The 19,865-nt window shown below is 50.9% G+C and carries 20 protein-coding genes; 3 read left to right on the forward strand and 17 right to left on the reverse strand.

The features are described 5' to 3' along the window. Positions 1–2 precede the first annotated feature (2 nt). The 9 genes from AC07N8_RS07430 to hutH all read right to left on the reverse strand — a co-directional run bounded on the left by AC07N8_RS07430 (position 3) and on the right by hutH (position 11,013). Complete coding sequence (locus tag AC07N8_RS07430; RefSeq protein ID WP_493142850.1) at positions 3–902, reverse strand: CBASS oligonucleotide cyclase; 900 nt, start codon at positions 900–902, stop codon at positions 3–5. Continuing rightward, on the reverse strand, positions 902–1,402 hold the full coding sequence (locus AC07N8_RS07435; protein WP_493142852.1) for a hypothetical protein: 501 nt from the start codon (positions 1,400–1,402) through the stop codon (positions 902–904). Before AC07N8_RS07435 ends, AC07N8_RS07430 begins: the two co-directional genes overlap by 1 nt. Further along, positions 1,399–1,878 carry a CBASS system Cap8 protein gene (locus AC07N8_RS07440; protein WP_493142853.1) on the reverse strand — a complete coding sequence of 160 codons (480 nt, stop codon included), beginning with the start codon at positions 1,876–1,878 and terminating at the stop codon, positions 1,399–1,401. The genes AC07N8_RS07435 and AC07N8_RS07440 overlap by 4 nt, the downstream gene beginning before the upstream one ends. Continuing rightward, positions 1,875–2,774, reverse strand: a complete 900-nt coding sequence (locus AC07N8_RS07445; protein ID WP_493142855.1) for an AAA family ATPase — start codon at positions 2,772–2,774, stop codon at positions 1,875–1,877. The genes AC07N8_RS07440 and AC07N8_RS07445 overlap by 4 nt, the downstream gene beginning before the upstream one ends. A 250-nt stretch (positions 2,775–3,024) precedes the next feature. Further along, entirely contained in the window at positions 3,025–4,131 is a 1,107-nt protein-coding gene (locus AC07N8_RS07450; protein WP_493142857.1) for an HD-GYP domain-containing protein, read from the reverse strand. Positions 4,132–4,477: 346 nt separating this feature from the next. Then, entirely contained in the window at positions 4,478–5,311 is an 834-nt protein-coding gene (locus tag AC07N8_RS07455; protein WP_493142859.1) for a MinD/ParA family protein, read from the reverse strand. Positions 5,312–5,819: 508 nt separating this feature from the next. Continuing rightward, positions 5,820–7,463 carry an acetolactate synthase large subunit gene (locus AC07N8_RS07460; protein WP_493142861.1) on the reverse strand — a complete coding sequence of 548 codons (1,644 nt, stop codon included), beginning with the start codon at positions 7,461–7,463 and terminating at the stop codon, positions 5,820–5,822. A 228-nt stretch (positions 7,464–7,691) separates the two neighbouring features. Further along, entirely contained in the window at positions 7,692–8,936 is a 1,245-nt protein-coding gene (locus AC07N8_RS07465) for an OprD family porin (RefSeq protein WP_493142862.1), read from the reverse strand. Between the two features lie 508 nt (positions 8,937–9,444). Further along, positions 9,445–11,013, reverse strand: coding sequence for a histidine ammonia-lyase (gene hutH, locus AC07N8_RS07470; protein ID WP_493142864.1), 1,569 nt, complete (start codon positions 11,011–11,013; stop codon positions 9,445–9,447). Between the two features lie 203 nt (positions 11,014–11,216). On the opposite strand from hutH, the gene AC07N8_RS07475 reads away from it, so the two are divergent. The 3 genes from AC07N8_RS07475 (at position 11,217) to AC07N8_RS07485 (ending at position 13,310) form a co-directional block, all read left to right on the forward strand. Further along, on the forward strand, positions 11,217–11,636 hold the full coding sequence (locus AC07N8_RS07475) for a hypothetical protein (RefSeq protein ID WP_493142866.1): 420 nt from the start codon (positions 11,217–11,219) through the stop codon (positions 11,634–11,636). Next, entirely contained in the window at positions 11,636–12,181 is a 546-nt protein-coding gene (locus AC07N8_RS07480; protein WP_493142868.1) for a cucumopine synthase-related protein, read from the forward strand. The genes AC07N8_RS07475 and AC07N8_RS07480 overlap by 1 nt, the downstream gene beginning before the upstream one ends. Positions 12,182–12,401: 220 nt before the next feature. Continuing rightward, on the forward strand, positions 12,402–13,310 hold the full coding sequence (locus tag AC07N8_RS07485; RefSeq protein ID WP_493142870.1) for a MurR/RpiR family transcriptional regulator: 909 nt from the start codon (positions 12,402–12,404) through the stop codon (positions 13,308–13,310). 412 nt (positions 13,311–13,722) lie between these two features. On the opposite strand, the gene AC07N8_RS07490 is transcribed toward AC07N8_RS07485, so the two are convergent. From AC07N8_RS07490 to AC07N8_RS07525, 8 genes are all read right to left on the reverse strand, one after another. Then, positions 13,723–13,977 (reverse strand): hypothetical protein, encoded by a 255-nt coding sequence (locus AC07N8_RS07490; protein WP_493142872.1) that lies wholly within the window; start codon positions 13,975–13,977, stop codon positions 13,723–13,725. A gap of 431 nt (positions 13,978–14,408) precedes the next feature. Next, positions 14,409–14,981 carry a HutD/Ves family protein gene (locus AC07N8_RS07495; protein ID WP_493142874.1) on the reverse strand — a complete coding sequence of 191 codons (573 nt, stop codon included), beginning with the start codon at positions 14,979–14,981 and terminating at the stop codon, positions 14,409–14,411. A 169-nt stretch (positions 14,982–15,150) separates the two neighbouring features. Further along, positions 15,151–15,954, reverse strand: a complete 804-nt coding sequence (gene hutG / locus AC07N8_RS07500) for an N-formylglutamate deformylase (protein WP_493142876.1) — start codon at positions 15,952–15,954, stop codon at positions 15,151–15,153. Between the two features lie 231 nt (positions 15,955–16,185). Beyond that, the gene (locus AC07N8_RS07505) at positions 16,186–16,350 is read right to left on the reverse strand and encodes a hypothetical protein (RefSeq protein ID WP_493142878.1); all 165 of its coding nucleotides are present in this window, start codon (positions 16,348–16,350) and stop codon (positions 16,186–16,188) included. Positions 16,351–16,665: 315 nt separating this feature from the next. Continuing rightward, positions 16,666–17,538 carry a transporter substrate-binding domain-containing protein gene (locus AC07N8_RS07510; RefSeq protein WP_493142880.1) on the reverse strand — a complete coding sequence of 291 codons (873 nt, stop codon included), beginning with the start codon at positions 17,536–17,538 and terminating at the stop codon, positions 16,666–16,668. Between the two features lie 49 nt (positions 17,539–17,587). Continuing rightward, positions 17,588–18,367: an ABC transporter ATP-binding protein gene (locus AC07N8_RS07515; protein WP_493142882.1), complete on the reverse strand. Its 780-nt coding sequence runs from the start codon at positions 18,365–18,367 to the stop codon at positions 17,588–17,590. Next, positions 18,364–19,089 carry an ABC transporter permease gene (locus tag AC07N8_RS07520; RefSeq protein ID WP_493142883.1) on the reverse strand — a complete coding sequence of 242 codons (726 nt, stop codon included), beginning with the start codon at positions 19,087–19,089 and terminating at the stop codon, positions 18,364–18,366. The genes AC07N8_RS07515 and AC07N8_RS07520 overlap by 4 nt, the downstream gene beginning before the upstream one ends. Next, positions 19,089–19,811, reverse strand: a complete 723-nt coding sequence (locus tag AC07N8_RS07525; RefSeq protein ID WP_493142885.1) for an ABC transporter permease — start codon at positions 19,809–19,811, stop codon at positions 19,089–19,091. The genes AC07N8_RS07520 and AC07N8_RS07525 overlap by 1 nt, the downstream gene beginning before the upstream one ends. Positions 19,812–19,865 lie beyond the last annotated feature (54 nt).

Here is a 19,865-nt window from a genome sequence, read left to right on the forward strand (position 1 = left end):
ATTCAACTCAGAGGGAACATGGGACCGAGTAACGCGCGCCAGGCCTTCAGGGCTTCGCCGCTCTTGCCTTGGCGCACCAGATGGATTGCCTGTCCCGCCTCTTCGGCTGCCTGACGCAGCGCCCACTGCGCACTGGCCACCCGCTGCGGGTCCATTGAGTTGCTGATGGGCGGCCCCAGCTCGGCCGGATCCGGCCAGACTTCGCCGATCCGATCAGCCAAGGTGGCGAAGAAGCTCTGCAGCTCGCGGTCAAACTGTCCGCCCCACCCTCCATACAAACACTGCAGCGCCATCACCTCGATCATGAACGAGGGTTTGATCGGTTTCTCGCCGTGCTTTGGGTTGTTATTCCAGTACTTGACCATCCGCACCAGACCTTTCCACTCATTGCCGTAGGCCTGATGGGCGTTCGTGGCTTTCTCAGCGTGCTTTTTGGGGTTGGTCTTGATCCACTTACCCGTATCATCGTCTGGAATCTCGTAGTCCTCACCGCAAGCGAACGCTGGCACCACGTCGATACTGAGAATTTTATAATCGGTCTTGTCGTCCTCTTTGACCTCGACCCCGAAGTCGACATTGATCGAGCGACTCTGGCGGCGGACTGCAGCCTTCCCATATTTGTCGATCAACGCCTTTTCATAATCGTCGAGAACTACGCCAGCGGACTTGCTCCGGTAATGCTTTTCAGACTCCATCATCACGAAGAAGATATCGATATCTTTTAGTGGTTTGGTCTTGGTGTAGCGGGCGTAGGAGCCAGTCAGAAAATCGTTGTCGATGGAAAACTTCGAACGGACGAATTCACGAATTTCAGTATGACGCTCGTTTGCGTTCTTCTGCTCCTTGTCGTTGAGCTCCAACCGACTCTTGAACTTGCGAAACGCCTCATCGATTGTCAGCATCAGGTACTTCTCCAGTAGGTGGTATTCGCGCCCAGACCGTTGTGTTCAATAGTGGTACCCAAGCTCTGACGTACAAAACCCTCGGTTGATCTCAAGTTGCAGGTGCTCCACCCTGAGACCTCCGGTCGGCCATTGGCAGTGGTGACCACCACACGGTAAGAAGCATCGGACGGCATCACGCCAGCCTTCTTGATCGCATACTTCAGCTGCTCGGTATCGGTCCAGAAGCTACCGGCGGAACTGTCCCAGGTATACGACACGGCGATATCCCACCGGATAATCAGAGCGTCAGTCTTCGGGTGGTGGATCTCGAGAATCACTAGTTCGAGATGTTTGGAATCGATCCACGCCTTGATTCCCCGATGTAGGACATCCCAATCCCCCACTAGCCCCCCCGGATCCAGGCCGCTGACCCGGAGAATGTCTTTCAGGCTCTTGAGAATGTTATCGGTCACGTAGGTGACGGATTGGGTATAGGAATAAACCGAGACGGTCGTCATGATTTTAAGAACCTGTCGACGTCAACGGTGAAGGCGCTGTCAGTCGCCGCTTGGGTCCCGAAGGACTCGTCCCCTAGGCTTTGAGTCATGTCACGGGCGGTAATGCGAGAACTTTTGGCTTTCAACGCCCGTTGGACCCAAGCCAGATCGTCTTCGGGACACGGTAATGAAACCGCCCAGTCCCCCTTAAGGGCATCGTGCCCAAACCGATCTTCTTTCTCGTCTCCGACAGCAAGCGCGTCATCGTCATACAGGCAGTAAATCCGCGTGCGTGGTCCGTCACATGTGATCACGATTGCAGCATCCTTCGCTGCCTGCTCCGCAATAATCGAACTGGCAACGCCTGACACGGAAAGCAGTTCGTCACGTTTCTCGCCCTGCTCGCCTTTGGTCAGCAGATCGACGATAAAGCTCCATGTATCGGCCGTGCTGCGCTGAGGCAAACTTCGAATGACGCGGCTGATTACCGAACTCATGCGGACTTCCTCCTCAAGCGAACTGCTTTGGAAGCTCTGGCCGCCTGCAACAGATCTGCCACCTTCAGCTCGTCGGGCTTGAGTGCGACCTCCTTACGAAGCGTCATCGCGCTGGCAACGAGCTTACGAATGGCCCGGCCATCCAGGCCAAAAACCTCTTGCAGGACTTCAGCGAAGCCCGAGGCCTGAGACAGTTTGGCAACTGCGGGGAAAAACTTGCCCAAGTCGGAAAGGCAGGAAGTCAATATCTGCCCACACGCCTCGCGATTGGGGAGTGGGATTTCCAGAACCAAATCACAACGTGAGGTGAACGCTTCATCTACCGCCTGCGGAAAGTTTGAGGTAGCGATAAACAACAGATTTTTATGCGACTCGGCGAGCAGATCCAACTGAACCAGCACGGCATCCGTAGCCCGGTGGATGTCCACTGGATTTGCACTCAGGCTGAGCTTGCTGCGGTCAGCGGCAAGAGTTTCCACTTCATCCAGCAGCACGATGGTGGGGCCGACCATCGCCGCCTCAGCGATTGTCTGACCGAACAGGTCTGAAACCGCCTTCTGGGTTTTCCCCATCATGGCGCTACCCAACGCATGAGGATCGACTTCAATCAGGGAAAACTTCTGATTGGTAAAAATTTCTGCTGTCTTGTGAGCTAATCCTCGGGCCAGCGAAGTTTTGCCAGTCCCCGGCTCGCCGACCAGCAAAATCGTTCCGTGCAAGGGCAGGACGGTACGCGGGACCACCTTTCGGACAGTGAAATTAACCACCGCCTGACCGAGCAACTGATCTTTTATACCCTGGTCAAGGAAAATAGAACTCCACAGGTCGCCTAGTCGAGGCGACGGCAATGTGACGATCTGATGAACCCCCTTGGGTAATTCTCCGAATGATGACATCGCGGCACAGCCCTCTTTCAGCGAGCACCATCGATATGGTGCAGGTTTAATGTCAGTGCACTCCAGCTCCAGGGCGAGAGTACAAATTCGCGTACCGCATTCAGAATCCGAGGATTGCTAGAGTGTAAAAAATGGATCCAATGGCATACTGCTGATCTTACCGCACCGTGTCAATTTGCCATCGCACGAAGCTTTTAACAGGAGTGTCTGGCGCCGAGAGCGGTGCATCGTGCAACTGCATTTACATCTCCTAATCACTGTCGGCGAACCGCCAGGCGATTTCCCGGAACAGCTCGGCATTGACAAGAAAGGCGTCGCAGATATCTGGGTCAAAATGCGAACCACAACCTTCGCGGATTATTTCCACAGCCTGCACATGGGAAATGCCGGGCTTGTAAACACGGCGGCTGATCAGCGCATCGTAGACATCTGCCAAGGCCATCAACCGGGCGCTAATGGGGATGTCATCGGCGGCCAACCCTTGCGGATAGCCACTGCCATCCCATTTTTCATGGTGGCAGTAGGCAATTTCCTTGGCCAACTGAAGGAAGTTGACGTCTATCCCAAACCGATCCTCCGAGTGCTGGATGGCATCGCGCCCCAATGAAGTGTGAGTCTTCATGATCTCAAACTCTTCCAGAGTAAGACGCCCAGGCTTGAGCAGGATGCGATCGGGAATGCCAATTTTTCCTATATCGTGCAGGGGTGCCGATTTGAACAGCAGCTTGATGGTTTCCTCATCAAGGAAGTTGTGGAAGCGTTTATGCTCGCGAAGTAGCTCCGCCAGCAGTTGGATGTAGTGCTGGGTACGGCGAATGTGGTTACCGGTTTCATAATCTCGGGTTTCGGCGAGCGATGCCATGGCGTGGATAGTGACGTCCTGGATAGCGGTCACCTCGCGGGTCCGGCGCTGCACCTCCTGCTCCAGAAATTCGTTCTTATCGAGCAGGAAATCCGCAGCCGCTTTGACCTTGATCTGGGTCGCGACCCTAGCCAAAAGCACCGGGGGAATGACCGGTTTGGTGATGTAGTCTGCAGCGCCCAAGCTAAAGCCGCGAATCTCATCTTCTGTAGTAGCCATGGAGGTAAGGAAAATGATCGGTATGTGGCGAGTGCGGGGGTCAAACTTGATCTGCTCCGCAACGTCATATCCAGACAGCCCCGGCATCATGATGTCTAGCAGGATCAAATCGGGAAGTGGGTTGCCTTGGAGAAGACACAGCGCTTTCTCGCCGCTGTTGGCTGCTTTGACCCGATATCTGTCCTTGAGCAACTCCGCAATCAGCATCAGGTTATCGGAGGTGTCGTCGATCACAAGAACTGTGGCTGACGGATAAACGCCGTGCATGCTATCCATAGATGTTGGCTCCATTGCCTAACAATAAAGGAGAGGCCGTACCTAAATCATTCCCTTTCTGGCAAGCCGGGTTAGAAAGCTCTGCAACCGCTGGGAGAAAGTCGGAGCTTGCGGATGTCCGGCTTTAACCTGAAGCAGCCTATACTGAAAGGCGGCTATCGGCCGTGGGTGTATAAAAATCGCTTCGTCACAATTGAAGTTTGCGTAACTATTCGAAACTTAAAAATTATTAGCTGCTCAGCCGATCTGGATTTTTCGTAGAAACGCGATTTTCAGTCCAAAACTGAACTTCAAGCGCGCTGAAAATGTTTCTACACAGACACTCCAATCGCAGAACTCATTCGGCCTAGAGAGAAATGTCACCTTTTCGATTTTGGACGAGTAGCTCAACGAAGAACTCCATCTGCCCTTTGGGTTTAGTTATCAAAGGCCAAGTGTCGACCTTCAAAGCGATATTCTGAAATGCGTAGGCACACTTGGAGCGCGGAAAGTGTTCATAAACTGCTCGCTGCTTCTGCACCGCCCTACGTGCAAACTCATCGTACGGAACCGATCCCACATACTGCAGAGCTATGTCAAGGAATTGATCGGTGATCTTAGTCAACTTAGCGAACAGGGCACGACCTTCCTGCGGGCTGTGCGTCATATTGACAAGCACCCGGAAACGGTCCATTCCGTAATCACGATTAAGCAGTTTGATCTGTGCATACGCATCGGTAATCGAGGTCGGTTCGTCGCAGACCACCAGCAGGACTTCGTGGGCCGCACGGACGAGACTAATCACCGAGGCGCCGATGCCCGCAGCAGTGTCAATCACCAGGACATCGAGACTGTCACTAATGCCGCTGAAGGCCTGGATCAGGCCTGCATGCTGAGCCGGAGACAAATGCACCATACACTGAATACCCGAAGACGCAGGGACAATTCGGACCCCACCCGGACCGCGCACAATTACATCGGATAGCTCACAGCGACCCTCAACTAAATCGACAAGCGTGTATTGCAGGGAAAGCCCCAACAGCACATCGATACTCCCCAAGCCAAGATCGCCATCTAGCAATACGACTCGCCTTCCGAGTTTCGCCAACGCTAATGAAAGATTAACCGCCACAGTCGTCTTGCCGACGCCGCCCTTTCCGCCGGTCACGGCGATAACCCGTATTGAGCGTCCACTATCCATGTTATTGACTCCCTTCCATGTACAACGCATGCAAATAGTCGCTAACTATTATCAGATAGACAATGGTAATTGAAGCAGATACATACCACCTGCCAAGACAACCTATGCCGATAGAACCCCACCAACTGCTAAAGTGATTAAATATTTTATGACCTGCATCATTCACCTCAGCGTGGAGGTTCGTAAACATGGCCGTAACGCACGCAATCACTGGAGAACTCCCAACGGTCCATTGGAGCGCCACTGAGTATGATTTTGACTCAGCCGAAAACTACTCAACCACAACTTTCCGCTCGACATTGAATCGAGTTGAGGTGAGCGCAAAGGAGTATGACCTGAACGCGTGATCCTAGTACCTGACTCATCGCTCGTACAACACATCTATCGATTACTCGTGGTGGCAGAAGTCAACTTGAAATAGCCGACTAGTTGAGTGCGCGACTTAAAACAAAGCGACCGCACCTAAATCTAAAAAAACTATAACAATAACAAATCTATTTTTCTTAAATCAAACAAGTGCACTACGACGCTTGAGTTCACCGTTAAGAATGAAGTCATTCTCGGAGTAATCTATCGGGCAATCGATCACGTGAACACCCGGTTCACGTATGCACTTCTTCAACAATGGTAGAAACGATTCTGCAGAGTCAATCCGATACCCATTGGCGCCATAGCTTTGGGCATACATGACGAAATCGGGATTTCCATAATCCAGGCCAAAATCAGCGAACCCCATATTTGACTGTTTCCACCGGATCATGCCGTACCCATCGTCGCGTAGGATGACGATAGTCACATTCATCTTTAAGCGTACGGCGGTTTCAAGCTCTTGGCTATTCATCATGAAACCACCATCACCACAGACCGCAACGACTGGGCGCTCAGGGTAGACCAGGTGGGCAGCCATAGCAGACGGCAGCCCAGCCCCCATAGTCGCAAGCGCGTTATCCAACAGGACCGTGTTGGGCTTATGAGCCTTATAGTTACGCGCGAACCACAATTTGTAGATGCCGTTATCCAAGGCTACGATACCCTCAGATGGCATAGCACGCCGGACATCAGCTACTAGGCGCTGAGGATAAATTGGGAAGCGATCGTCATCAGCTCCTTCGGCAACTTGGACCTCGCTAGCCTCACGAATGGCCATCAGCCGATTGAAATCCCAGTGAGACTGCGGCTCCAGTGCTTCGCTGATCTGCCACACTGCGTTGGCGATATCACCTACCACCTCGATTTGTGGAAAATACACAGGATCAACTTCTGCGGATCGGAAGTTGATATGGATAACGTCCGTACCACCACGAACCATAAAAAATGGTGGTTTTTCAATTACGTCGTGCCCGATATTGACGATCAAATCAGCAGCCTCTAGACCGCGATGTACAAAGTCACCCGCCGATAGAGCAGCGTTCCCAAGGAAACGTGGATGGCGCTCGTCTACTACCCCCTTTCCCATTTGAGTGGTTACGAACGGTATCCCAGCCTTATCGATCAACTGCCTAAGGACCTTCGCGGTGATCTTACGGTTGGCACCAGCTCCGATAACCAAGATCGGGCTGTGCGCAGCCTTAAGCTTGCAGACAGCGGCCTCAATAGCTTTATGCTCGGCAACCGGACGGCGGTGCAAACTGGGCTTGATTGGCCGGTTGTCCGTATGCTCAGCTGCAATGTCTTCTGGGAGCTCAAGATGCACAGCGCCCGGCTTCTCCTCTTCAGCTAAGCGAAAAGCTTCACGTACTCGAGAAGGAATGTTGTCCGCGGAAGCTAACTGATGCGTGTATTTAGTAACCGGCCGCATCATCCCAACCACATCGAGGATCTGGAAGCGCCCCTGCTTAGACTTTTTGATGGGCTTCTGCCCAGTGATCATGAGCATCGGCATCCCCCCCAGATAGGCGTAAGCACTGGCAGTCACCAAATTCGTTGCACCGGGGCCTAACGTCGCGAGACTGACACCGGTCTTGCCCGTGAGACGACCATATGTGGAAGCCATAAATCCGGCGGACTGTTCGTGGCGTGTCAGCACCAATTTGATAGTTGAGCATCTGAGTGACTCCAGAAGATCCAAATTCTCCTCGCCTGGAATACCAAAAACATACTCAACTCCTTCGTTCTCCAAGCATTGCACTACAACATCTGCGGCCTTAGCCATCTTCCACCTCGAATTTTTTAAAGTTATTTTTTAAATTGAGACACTACCCATATCTGAAAACAAAGTAACAAGCTAACTTAAAAGAGTCGCTTGAGACTCAACCAGCAGCACCCAGCACTTATAGATCATGCGAAAACCACCAAATATTTTTAAAAAAAAACCGCCCAATGATGGGCGGCAAAAGATACTTCGATGCCAGTGGAGGGACTCTCGAAGCTTTACTCGCAATCAAAAAATGTTAAGCGGGTACTCTGTAATAAGACGCAGCTCTTTTATATCTGATTTAAAGTCGCTGCGATAGTCGGCATAACGAACTCGCGCGCTCAGCCCCTTCGCGCGACCGCTTTGCACTACATAACCTAACTGATAGTCAGTCTCCCACTCTCTACCGTCATCTTCTGCACTTGACACTTTGATGTTGTTACCCGCCGCATAACGTGTCATGAATGTCAGGCCTGGGATACCAACTTGCGCAAAGTTAAAGTCATACCTTAACTGCCAAGATTTTTCGTCTTCGTTAACACCGTCCATTATCTGAATATAGTTGGCTAAGTACAGAGTGTCCGTCCCGTCAATAAGGTACATATGAGCACCTCGACCGCGGGTTTGCTGATCAGCTACAGTAAAGGTACTCCCGAGATAGGAGTAGCTGCCTTGAAGACTGAACGCAAAGTTATCTAAATCTCCGCCTAGTTCATGCCCAATACTTTTCTGCTGATACGCATTGTATTGTAGGGTTACTGTCTGGTCAGCATCCAAAATGTGTGACCAGTCAACACCGACAAAACGGTTATCCCAGTAGTTCTGTATACTCGATGCGTATAGGGAAGCTTTGAGCTCTTTGGTAAAATCATATTTACCGCCAACATAATCAGCTTCCTCCAAAGGTCCCGAGGCATGATCAGTCTGATCTCTACGACGTAATGATGTTAGGTGACCCGCTTCGATGAGAAGATTTGAAATGTCCGTGCTACTCAGAGTCACGCCTTCCACCGTTTCGGGAAGCAAACGGGAGTCTCCGTTCGAGAAAACGGGGTTTTTGACAATCTGACCGCCAACCTTTAAAACACTATTTGATATTTTTACCTTAACTGCTCCTACCGCCTTGGAGTATTCGTCTTGAGCTTCATCAACCCCAGGTACGCCATTACCTGAGCTAGCAAGAAGACCAGTACCAATACGATCGGAACTGCTATCAAGTTTCAAACCGAGCATGCCGATTGTTTCTACTCCGAAGCCAACTATGCCGGGTGTATATCCGGTGCTGAACTTAGCAATAATACCGTGCGCCCACTCACGGCGCTGGCTCTGTTTGACTTTGTCTCCCGAGTAATCCCGATCAAAATAATAATTTCGGTTAAGTACGCTAAGCGTACTATTTTTGACAAAGTCAGACTCCGAAACATCCGAAGCAAATGTGTAGGTACTCCCCAAAACCAGCATCGTAGCCGCTACCGCTATTAACACTCTCATAACATGCCTCTTATTAAGTTATGGCAGATTTTTTATTTTTACCGAGTGGTTATTATTCGTGCAACACAACACTCTATCGACATCCCGCACGGTAGGACTGTCAACTTCCCTAGCCCGACGTATAAACACCATCGAGAAAAGCCTTGCGCCTTTCCAGTAGGCGTATGGACCATCCAACTCTCATACAGAAGCAAAATTTAAATCAGCTGTTCAATATTATGACCTTGCCGTAGAAACCCAATATCTGGGGAAGCACCAATTTAAGCTTCTTATCAACACCCTAAGTTTAAAGGCAACGCGCACTTATACTTACCAGCGTAAGGCTGCTAAACCTTCCCGCCGCCATCCGTGGCATGTTCGAATTAGTCAAACGAACAGCAGACACCCAATCAAATTAATATGACCAGCACAAAAGTCTGCAGTCCTCCAAGACGCCGAAGCTATTCACTACAGGCTTAACTAGCAACTTCCCACCCGCCATATAGCAAATAGCTGTTAGCTATATTGCTTACAGTGCCGAAGCAAAAGGGTAAGGTGAGTACTTGGCAAAACTGCCGTTTCGCACCAATGAATAAGCTGCCACAAGATCAGGAGCAAAGTATCTGTCAGCGTCATAATGAGCGACTTCTTGACGGATTGTTTTCATCGCCAATTGGAGTGTCGGGCTAGTCTTATGAGGAGCACGCAAGTCCACGCCCTGAGCTGCAGCCAAAAGCTCAATGGCTAGAATGTGCGCCACATTATCAGCAATATCGGTCAAGCGACGGGCGGCGTATGTCGCCATGGATACGTGGTCCTCCTGGTTAGCGGAGGTAGGGATTGAATCGACAGAAGCTGGATGCGCAAGTGACTTATTTTCTGAGGCAAGTGCGGCAGCAGTAACATGAGCAATCATGAACCCAGAATTGATACCGCCATCTTTGACCAAAAATGGTGGCAGACGAGAAAGCGTTGCATCAATCAAAAGTGCAATACGACGCTCCGCAATCGATCCGATTTCACAGGCAGCGATAGCTAGGTTATCCGCAGCAAAAGCCACTGGCTCAGCGTGGAAATTACCTCCTGAGATAACCTCTCCAGTTTCTGGAAAGATCAGCGGATTATCAGAAACCGCGTTCGCTTCAATCAGCAGTATGTTGGCGGCATGCCGAATCTGATCGAGGCAAGCCCCCATAACTTGAGGCTGACACCGCAGGCTGTACGGGTCTTGCACTTTTTCGCAATCAGCATGCGACAGGTTAATCTCAGAGCCGTTAAGAAGAGTTCGGTAAGCTGCAGCAGCATCAATCTGACCTTGATGACCTCGAAGCGCATGAATACGGTGATCAAAAGGTGCAACTGAACCCATCGCAGCGTCGACCGACAGCGCACCTGCAACGAGAGCGGTGCTAAATAGGTCCTCAATCGCAAACAGATTCTGTATTGCAAGAGCAGCGGATGCTTGGGTTCCGTTAAGCAGCGCGAGCCCTTCCTTAGCTTGCAATGTAAGCGGATCAAGCCCGACAAGTTTCAATCCATCGAGAGCACTCATGCGCTCACCTTTCACATGCACCTCACCGAATCCGATCAGCGTGGCTGACATGTGGGCAAGAGGAGCCAGGTCACCAGAGGCGCCTACGGAGCCTTTCACCGGAATTACAGGAAGCACGTCAGCATTGAAGAGCTTGACCATAGCTTCCATCACTTCCAGACGGATACCAGAGTTGCCACGGCCAAGGCTGGACAATTTGAGCGCGATCAAAAGACGAACCACCGGTCGTGGCATTGGCTCACCCACACCGACCGAGTGTGACAGCACTAGATTCTTCTGAAGCAACTCAAGCTGGTCGCTAGGGATGTGCGTGCTTGCCAGCAAGCCAAAACCTGTGTTGATGCCGTACGCAGGTGCCCCTTTGGCAACAATTGCTTGAACGGTGCGAGCACCCGCCTCGATAGCATCGAAGCTGGCCGGGTCGAGCTCGAGAGAGACGTTTTCACGCGCAATACGGCGCAGCTGGCTCAAGGTGAGTTTGCCAGGTGTTAGCTTAATCATGCCGATTTCCCCTTTGACTGAATGAACGATGAATGAAATATACATGAATGTATTTTTTCATTCAACAGCAAGTGAAGAATTGTTAAGAATCTCCTAGAGGCCACGTTCTATAAGGGTTAAAGACTGAAGAAACGACTGCGCAAACCTATCAAACACCTCCATTCGTCAGAATCGTTGCACAGCTGAATGAAATGTTTTATTCTTTGTCTCGCAACGCAAATAAAAACTTTCAGAACGATGGAGTTCCCATGTCAACCAACCTGCTCGAGTTTCACGCGCCGGGCCCGGACATTAAGTTCCGTGTCCAACTGCTTAACCAAGAAAACCCTGACGTCATCGCACAGGTTCTTGAGCAATTGCCACTTGACTCCGTGCTTGGCCACGTCGTCATTTCTGGCGAGGCCATTTGGATGCCAACCAAGATTGTTCATTTGGGGAAGTCGAATATGGTGAAACGTTCGCCCGGCGCTGTGTACCTGTACGCTCCAGGCCAAACAATCTGCCTGACCTACGGCGCCATCACTGAAAGCGCGCTAGTCAACAAATTCGGGCAAGTTCTCGATAGTGACCTGCCAGCGCTGGAGAAACTCGGCGAGTTTGTCTTCGCACAGACGATCACCGAACCGCGCCGGAGTGTCATCAACATCACCGTTCGGAGGGCTTCATAATGTCCGGCATTAAGAAATTTGAAGGTAACTGGCGCGAAGCGAAAGCGGTGATTGATCGCCAAGTCGAACGCGTATGGCTGTCAGAACCCGAAGAAATTCAGAAAATCCGCTGGGGCATCATCGACAGCGGCGCCGGCAGCGGCCAACAATCTTTTAGCGTCCTGGTCCACCTCGAAGCGTATTTGATGTTGGTAGGCGCAGACGTTACCTATCGCTTTCTCAAGGTTTCTCAGTATCCGGATGTAGAGCTTCAGACGCTCATTAAGATGACTCGTGAGTTTCTGACCGGTACGTTTAACGTGTTCGAGTTCATGACTGACTTGGGTCTGACGAATATGCATGAGGTAGGGCAGATGTATAGCGATGCCCTCGACACCTTGGAATCCAAAGAAGAATACGTCCAGCTCACTGGCTCTATGATGACCTACGTAATTCGTATGCATCGCTGGATTCACTTCATTTTCCCATGGAATCTGGGCGTCGCCTTCCCTCACCGTCAGCCGGAGGAAGTTGCGGCTATTGCCGGAATCTTGACTAAAGCGTGAAAATTTACATTCAGTAATAGGCGATGCGGTCCTAGCTCATAGATCGCACGTAGCGCCCCGTCCTTCACCGGCATGATGCTATGGTGAAGTCGGGGCACAATTTTTTGCAAAAAACTAAGTCTAGTGGTCTTGTCATCGTGTACTTGCGGTACCAATCTTGCTCCGCCTTCGAGTAACATGCCAAGCTTACTAATATTTACCCTCAAACTTGGAGACAACCTTGGCTGTCAGAGCTCGAAATCCGAAAAATAAGTCTGATGCGCCAGGACCTCAAGCTGCCGCTGATCCTACGGTACTGCGTAACGAGCTTGAACGAAGGCTTGAAGGCCGGCGCCTTACTCCTGCTCACCGCCGAATCACGCAGATTTTGGTGCAGCATGCCGCCGACGTAGGTTATCTGACTAGTATGGAGTTAGCCCAACTGGCGAATGTAAGTCAGCCATCAGTGTCTCGCTTCGCAGTAGCATTAGGCTTCGATGGCTTTCAAGAGATGCGGCGTGCTCTTCGTTCTCTCACTGAACCCTCCCCAACGGCAAACACCAATACTCACAATGCCAACAAGTATCAGGTCGCCGCTGCGGCAGAAGCACGCAATCTCATAGAGCTGTCAGAGCAACTAGAGGACATGAGCCAAATAAGAGAGTTAGGTGGCGCGCTCGCAGGATCCGCTCCACTCGTGGTTTTAGGACTCCGTGCATCCGCGGGACTTGCAACTCAGTTTGGTTATTTTGCAGCTAAAGTCCACCCGGATGTTCGGCTCATAACTAATGGTGGTTCGCTTGCCGAAGACCAGATTGAGCAGGCAGCGGGCGCGGGAGCCACATGTGTTCTTTGTTTTGCCATGCCACTGTATCCTCGCGAAACAATACAAGCACTTCAATTCGCCAGGCAGAGTGGTCTCAGTCTTGCTGTAATTTCCGATCCCGCGTTCCCTACTCAAGGACTCGTTCCAGACTTCAGTCTTTCATCTCGCATTTGTTCGTCGCTGGTTTTCGATTCCAGCGTTTCTAGCGCTTTTCTAGTTACAGCTCTACTGGAAGCTATGTGCGATGCTATGCCAGACGGAGGAGAGGCTCGTCTAGAAGCAGGTGACCGGTCATCTATGCGTAGAAAAGTGTTTATACGTTGAGGCCTATGCCTCCTGGTGTCATCAACTGTCTTCTTATAGGCGTCACCGTTAGGTTTTGTTGGAAATGGCATGATATGCCTGAATCGCTTCAATACCGGCAAATTGCTCGCCCGTGATAGACCTTTTGCCACCAAATAATCGTTGATGATCGTAAGGATCGCCGGCGCCAATTTATGCATTTCCCGCAAGTCCCGAAAACTCATAATGTGGCGTCTTCTGTGAATCTCGAGCTAAGATTCAGATGCGTGAATCTGACGCAATGGCGAGATTTCATAAAGGGTTTATCACCAGAGCCGGATCGCTGAGGAAGAACTTATTTGGCAACAGTTGAGTATGCAGCTTTTTTGTATGCGTCCGGTAAAGGTATCTGCCTACATGGTGTCTACGGCAGAAGCTTTAGCCTTCTAACCACTTAAAGCACCAGCAGCGCATTATAAATATCTATGGAAAGGGTGACTCCATCCTCGTGCCTGTCAGTAAGCCAAGCCTTCATTTTGTCCACATCGAAAATTTGCCCCTGCTCCATCAGCATCAATAAGAGCTCATCGGAAACCCTATAATGTCCACAAACTGAGCAGTCTCTTTCTTCCCATGGCCCTTCGCACTGGATACGATCTGCGGAACCAGAACAAATAAGGCAAGTCATCGGATCACCATTAGTTTTCATAGTTTGCTTCAGATCCACTGGCTGTGCAGCGTATTCAATTAGGTAGCGCACCAAAGGAATAGGGTGAGTTAGGGGATGAGAAATCTACTTATAAGGGCTAGAAGAAGTATCCAGTTAAATGAAGTGCACACCATGTCTTGGCATTGCAGGGTTGAGTAGATGACTTCGCCGAAAGGATACGAATGCTCCGCAGTGGATAGAGTTTTCGACCATCACCGGTCTTTGGGCATTACAGTTCAACACTAGTAGACACCTCTAGAGCACCATCTGATCCATCTCGGCGAGGAATCGTTCTCGGCGTGTTTGCTTGAATTTTCCGACGCATTGTCTGGCTAACGGGCTGCTCGTATAAGGTGCTAAGGGAATACTTCAGCATATTTTTTGACGTATTCTGAGTTTCCTTAAACTACAGTTCTGGCATATCCATCCGATCAGCGCGGAGTCAACTCGATCACACAGCACCGACCGGTGACAGCAATTTCATGCAATTCACTGTTACGGTCAAATAGCAGACAATCATGTCGCCCCAAAAATTCAGGCGTGACATTCCCCAACTTGACTTGGGTGTGCTCAGCCACACTGAAGATCAATACCGTACTCGACGTACTAAAAAACCGCTGTTTACCCTCAAGCCATTGCAACCTCGCGCTGAAGCGTTCGGGTGCATATATCAGATTGAAGTCACGAATCGGCCCCCCAAGCAGCGCGCAGTAAACCTCACACTCACCGTTGAAGGCATATGGGTCCAGCGGTAAAAGTGGTCGTGTATCCTGCCCATCGAGCCGCAACGTCATGCCCTGGCCCTGCAGCACCGATATGACCCGCTGATAACCCGCAAAGGTAGAGAATCCGCCCGACTTACCTATATCGGCAATCGACAGACGCCACCCAAAGCTGTCCAAGTCATCACCGGTATCGCGTGCAATTTCTTCGGTGCTTCCACCGCCGTTTTTCCAGCACATACGCGGATAATTAGCCGCGCGCAAAACGTTAACCTGACTCATCTATATCTCTCTATTTATGAATAGTTCTGCGTGGCGATAACGGGAAGCCGGCTGCCGAGCGGCGTAGCGCTATTTCGCGTACTTGGGGAAACTCTAGGGCGCAAGATCTTGGACCGCTCAGCGGCTTTATACCTAACATTGCAACGAACCCGTCATCAGCAGGTCCGACTTAGCCTGGCTTGAAACCCATGAACTGATCTACAAGCGCAGCCAACACCGGTTTCAACCGAGCAACTAAACTCTCGCTCAGCGCATAGGGTGCAACCTCCTGCATATAACTTCGCTGCGCTAACTCAAGCTGAATTGCATGCACCTGTTGCGCAGGGTTGCCGTAGGCGCGAGTGATGTAGCCGCCCTTGAAGCGACCGTTTAACACCGCGGACAAGTCCGGCGCAGAGTCCTTGGCGGAGGCCAGTAAGGCCTCGGAAATGCCCGCGGCGCACGAGGTTGCGTTTGCCGTTCCGAAGTTGAACACCGGAAGTTCTCCATCGAACAGATGGGGGATAACCGATCGAATCGAATGGGCATCCCATAGCAATGCATAGCCGTGGGCGGCTTTGATTCGATCGAGCTCTGCCTGCAAAGCGCGATGGTATGGCCACCAATAACGAAAAAGGCGACGTGTTATTTCCGCCTCGTCTGGCGCCTGTCCATCAAGGTACAAGGGCACGCCGTCAAATGTTGTGAGCGGACATAGCCCGGTAGTGTTCTGGCCGGGGTACAGGTTTTCACCATCGGCCGGGCGATTGAGGTCGATTACATACCGCGAATACACTGGTCGTAGGACAGATGCACCCAATTCGGTGGCAAAGTCATATAGCGATTCGATATGCCAGTCCGTGTCATCCACGGCAAGCCCGACAGGGCTGAATCGGTGACATAGGTCGTCGGGAAGTTGAGTTCCCGCATGCGGCATGGAGATCAGCAGTGGACCAAAACCCTGTTGCACGGTGAATACTACGTCGTCACTCATACAGCCTCCTTCAACAATACGGCAAGGGCAGTGCGGTAGTCGTGCAGTGCGTTACTCTGCGAAGCATGTTGGCCGTTATTGATGACTTTTTTCCGCCGACGAAAACGTCCCGAACCGGATTACCGCCATGCTTACAGAACACCAGCGCAAAGAGCAGTTGCCGCGGATTGTTCCGGTCGAAATTGGCCGCATCACGGTCGACCACAACAAAGTCGGCGCGCTGCCCCACAGCTAACCCACTACCCGCCGGCCGGTTGCTGCGGCGCCGCCGATCACCGCCTGACTGAACAGCCGGTCGGCGATCATTGGCGCATTGACCTCGGCCAGTACGTTGCGACGTCGGTGTAGCAATCGCTGGCCATACTCAAGCAGACACAGTTCGGACCAAGGGTTCACGCTGATATTGCTGTCAGAGCCAATCCCCCAACGACCGTTCGCGGCTAAGTACCGAGGAGCGTCGAACAGACCGTCGCCTAGGTTAGCCTCAGTCGTCGGGCACCGGTCTGCAGTAGCAGCACTGCGAACGAGGTTGGTGTATTCGGTCTCAACCCTACTGCATGTCCACGCGCGGTAGCGTCTGTCAGTGGAAATCCGCTGATTAGTTTATCCACAATCAATAATGTAAGAACTAGCATTCCTTCCCAGGTCAACTTTCAACCTCCAGGATGACGAGTTCAATCAGCACCAACAGACTTGGACAGATGCAAAAAGTCAATCGATCGGTGTCACGTCCATGTGGAACGTCTGCTCCGATAATTTTTTGATTGTACCGTCCGCTCGTGCTTCTAAAATCGCCTTGTCAAACATTGCTTTAAGCTGCGTGTCACCTTTACGCAAACCAACTGCAGCACCTTTCCCGACCACGCCTCCGTGAAAACACGGACCAGCGAGCACCATGCCCTCGTTGCCGGGCTTTGCAGCTGTGCCCAATAAAGAGTCTTTAGCACCAATCACGGCATCCACCCGACCCGCGAGCATATCTAAATCCCGCGCTTCCGGACTTTTGTATTGTCTCACAGCAACACCCTTTAAGTAGGTATTAGCAAATTCGACCGAGGTTCCAGAGGAAAGTGTACCTACCGTTTTGCCGCTTAGAGCGCTTTTTACTTCAGCTAGCGCTGTTGTAGAAGCTGCTTCATCTGCCAAAGAGACCCTCTTGTCTTGCGCTGGTAATTTCGCTGCCAAATCCCCCTCCTTCAGAGTACCAAACGTATAACATAAGGCAGCGTAGGGAACGGAAAAATCAATAACCAACTCGCGCTTAGGCGTAACCGCCATATCGTTTATAATGGCATCAAACTTACCAGCATTCAGTGCAGAAATCATACTATCAAATGATTGAGCTGAAATTGTGCACTTCACCTTCATGCGATTACAGAGATCGTTCGCAAGATCAATCTCAAATCCAGCAAGTGTTCCATCAGGTTTAGTGTAATTCCAAGGAACAAAGCCACCCTCTGTCACGATTCGAATTTCCTTCGGAGGCGCGTCTTCCGCAGCTGCTCCAAAATTTGCACCCAACGTTACTGCCAATACCGACGTAGCAAGTACCAGGCGCGCATATCCAGGGAAAGATCTAGTCATTATTTTAGCCTTCTTAGAGTAGTACTAGGGTGTTTTGCAACTATCAAAATTATCCAGCAAGGAATTGTTTGAGTCGATCTGAACGCGTCCCACCGAATATTTCATCTGGAGTTCCCACGTCCTTCACTAAACCTTGATCCATGAAAACCACTCTGCTAGATGCCTCGCGGGCAAAGCCCATTTCATGGGTAACTACAAGCATCGTCCGGCCTTCCTTCGCCAAGCCCTTCATAACCCTGAGCACCTCGCCGACCATCTCTGGATCTAGGGCTGAAGTTGGTTCGTCAAATAACATCAAAGCGGGGCGCATCGCTAGTGCTCGAGCGATGGCTACGCGCTGCTGTTGGCCTCCAGATAGGTGCGCCGGGTACGCGTTTTCTTTATTTGATATGCCGACTTTATCAAGTAGTTCCCTTGCCTCCTCCAAACACTCTTTTTTTGGACGGCGCTGTACGTACATAGGAGCCTCGATAATATTCTCGAGTACTGTTTTGTGCGACCAAAGGTTGAAACTTTGAAATACCATTCCGACCTTTGAGCGAATCCTTTCGATCTGCTTGTTATTATATTGCCTCGGCGCACTACCCCCACGAAATGAGATATCTATGCGCTCACCAGCAACCACAATACTTCCTGTATCTGGAGTTTCAAGCAAATTAATGCAGCGGAGCAATGTCGACTTTCCAGATCCAGAGGACCCAAGTATTGAGACTACTTCGCCCTCCCGTGCTTGAAGCGAGATGCCTTTTAGCACCTCTAAGCTTCCATATTGCTTACGAATATTCGTTAATTCTACCGCAGAAGGCGGGAGTACATAAACGTTACTCATGCTGTCTTCTCCTTGATACTTGGAGAAAGTCCAAAAACTGGCGGCCGCAAATTAGCGCTCAATTTATATTCAGTCCAACGCACCACGCGGGTCATCATATAACTCATAGCAAAGTAGATTATCCCTGCAGACACATACACTTCAATTGGTCGATATGTCTGCGAAGCAATACTGGTAGCTATACCTGTGACATCCATAAGTGTCACTAAAGACGCAAGGGCGGTCGCTTTCACCATAGCTATCAGTTCATTCCCATAAGCAGGAAGTGCTTGCCTCATCGCGAGCGGAACAATTATCCTCCGCATCCGCATTACCCGAGACATTCCGCACGCGGAGGCGGCTTCAAGCTCTCCGCGACTAACAGACTTTAACCCCCCACGAATAATCTCCGCAGCATATGGAGAAGTGTTAATCGTCAGCGCTAAAAGAACGCACCAAAATGGTTCGCGAAGAAAAGGCCAGAACACACTCTGACGAACAACCGCAAACTGGCTAACACCGTAGTAAATTATAAACAGTAGAACCAATAGCGGCACACTTCTAAATAACTGAACGTAAAGCCACGCAATCGCTCGCACTGATCGAAAAGAAGACATACTTAATAGAGCAACCACAAACCCTAAGAGCCCACCCAAAATAACACTTATTACAGCCAGCCCAACCGTAAGTGGCAGTCCAGGTAATAACTGGATGAATGTTTCATAGATAAATTGGAAGTCCATCACGCTCTCCCTAACAGATTAAGTGAGTGGCGTCGCTCGACATGCTGAATCGCTAATGTCGAACCCGTGCACAGGATGAAATAAATCAGCGCAGCGGCCAGGTAAAAATCAAACGGTAACCGAGTAGAGCCCGCTCCTACCTGAGCTTGTCGCATCAGCTCCGCCAACCCTGTCACTGATAGAAGAGAAGATTCCTTCAAAGCACTGAGCCAGACATTGCCTAACCCTGGTAACGCATGCCTTAATGTTAATGGCGCCACAATTCTTCGAAAGCGCAAATACCGCGGCATACCGCACGCGACGGCAGCTTCGATTTCGCCTTTATAGACTGCATTGAATCCGCCCCGTAGTACTTCGGTCCCCTGCGCTCCCGATGTGACTGCGATCGCAATGGTACCGGCCAAGAAGGCAGGGAAGCTGGCGAAGCCGGACGAACCAAGCAGAGGCTGGATCCAAGTGAGAACCGCGCTCCCGCCAAAGTAAATTACATAAATAATCAGCAAGTCTGGAAGACCGCGAATGATAGTGGTGTAAGCACCTGCAATGCCTGCAAATGGCCTACGATTGGACACTTTGGCCCAAGCTCCGAAGGTGCCAACAACCATGCCAAGCAGCATCCCGCAAATGGCTACAGCGAGCGTCACTGCGGCGCCATGTAGTAGTGTCATGCCCCAGCCGTTTGGACCGAACCCAACGACCCCTATAAAGCTAACTTCGTTCATGGTGGATATGTCCTGTTAGATGACCGGATCTGCTAATTAGCCTTCGCGCACTGA

The organism is Pseudomonas sp. GW821-FHT10C09, assembly GCF_059415465.1.

What these genes read in the sequence shown, in the direction of transcription:
- AC07N8_RS07440 (WP_493142853.1), bottom strand. Translation starts at nt 1,878, where the DNA reads ATGAGTTCGGTAATCAGCCGCGTCATTCGAAGTTTGCCTCAGCGCAGC.
- AC07N8_RS07525 (WP_493142885.1), bottom strand. Translation starts at nt 19,811, where the DNA reads ATGAACGAAGTTAGCTTTATAGGGGTCGTTGGGTTCGGTCCAAACGGC.
- AC07N8_RS07480 (WP_493142868.1), top strand. Translation starts at nt 11,636, where the DNA reads ATGTCCGGCATTAAGAAATTTGAAGGTAACTGGCGCGAAGCGAAAGCG.
- AC07N8_RS07445 (WP_493142855.1), bottom strand. Translation starts at nt 2,774, where the DNA reads ATGTCATCATTCGGAGAATTACCCAAGGGGGTTCATCAGATCGTCACA.
- AC07N8_RS07510 (WP_493142880.1), bottom strand. Translation starts at nt 17,538, where the DNA reads ATGACTAGATCTTTCCCTGGATATGCGCGCCTGGTACTTGCTACGTCG.
- AC07N8_RS07430 (WP_493142850.1), bottom strand. Translation starts at nt 902, where the DNA reads ATGCTGACAATCGATGAGGCGTTTCGCAAGTTCAAGAGTCGGTTGGAG.
- AC07N8_RS07515 (WP_493142882.1), bottom strand. Translation starts at nt 18,367, where the DNA reads ATGAGTAACGTTTATGTACTCCCGCCTTCTGCGGTAGAATTAACGAAT.
- AC07N8_RS07475 (WP_493142866.1), top strand. Translation starts at nt 11,217, where the DNA reads ATGTCAACCAACCTGCTCGAGTTTCACGCGCCGGGCCCGGACATTAAG.
- AC07N8_RS07495 (WP_493142874.1), bottom strand. Translation starts at nt 14,981, where the DNA reads ATGAGTCAGGTTAACGTTTTGCGCGCGGCTAATTATCCGCGTATGTGC.
- hutG (WP_493142876.1), bottom strand. Translation starts at nt 15,954, where the DNA reads ATGAGTGACGACGTAGTATTCACCGTGCAACAGGGTTTTGGTCCACTG.
- AC07N8_RS07450 (WP_493142857.1), bottom strand. Translation starts at nt 4,131, where the DNA reads ATGGATAGCATGCACGGCGTTTATCCGTCAGCCACAGTTCTTGTGATC.
- hutH (WP_493142864.1), bottom strand. Translation starts at nt 11,013, where the DNA reads ATGTATATTTCATTCATCGTTCATTCAGTCAAAGGGGAAATCGGCATG.
- AC07N8_RS07435 (WP_493142852.1), bottom strand. Translation starts at nt 1,402, where the DNA reads ATGACGACCGTCTCGGTTTATTCCTATACCCAATCCGTCACCTACGTG.
- AC07N8_RS07460 (WP_493142861.1), bottom strand. Translation starts at nt 7,463, where the DNA reads ATGGCTAAGGCCGCAGATGTTGTAGTGCAATGCTTGGAGAACGAAGGA.
- AC07N8_RS07465 (WP_493142862.1), bottom strand. Translation starts at nt 8,936, where the DNA reads ATGAGAGTGTTAATAGCGGTAGCGGCTACGATGCTGGTTTTGGGGAGT.
- AC07N8_RS07520 (WP_493142883.1), bottom strand. Translation starts at nt 19,089, where the DNA reads ATGGACTTCCAATTTATCTATGAAACATTCATCCAGTTATTACCTGGA.
- AC07N8_RS07490 (WP_493142872.1), bottom strand. Translation starts at nt 13,977, where the DNA reads ATGAAAACTAATGGTGATCCGATGACTTGCCTTATTTGTTCTGGTTCC.
- AC07N8_RS07455 (WP_493142859.1), bottom strand. Translation starts at nt 5,311, where the DNA reads ATGGATAGTGGACGCTCAATACGGGTTATCGCCGTGACCGGCGGAAAG.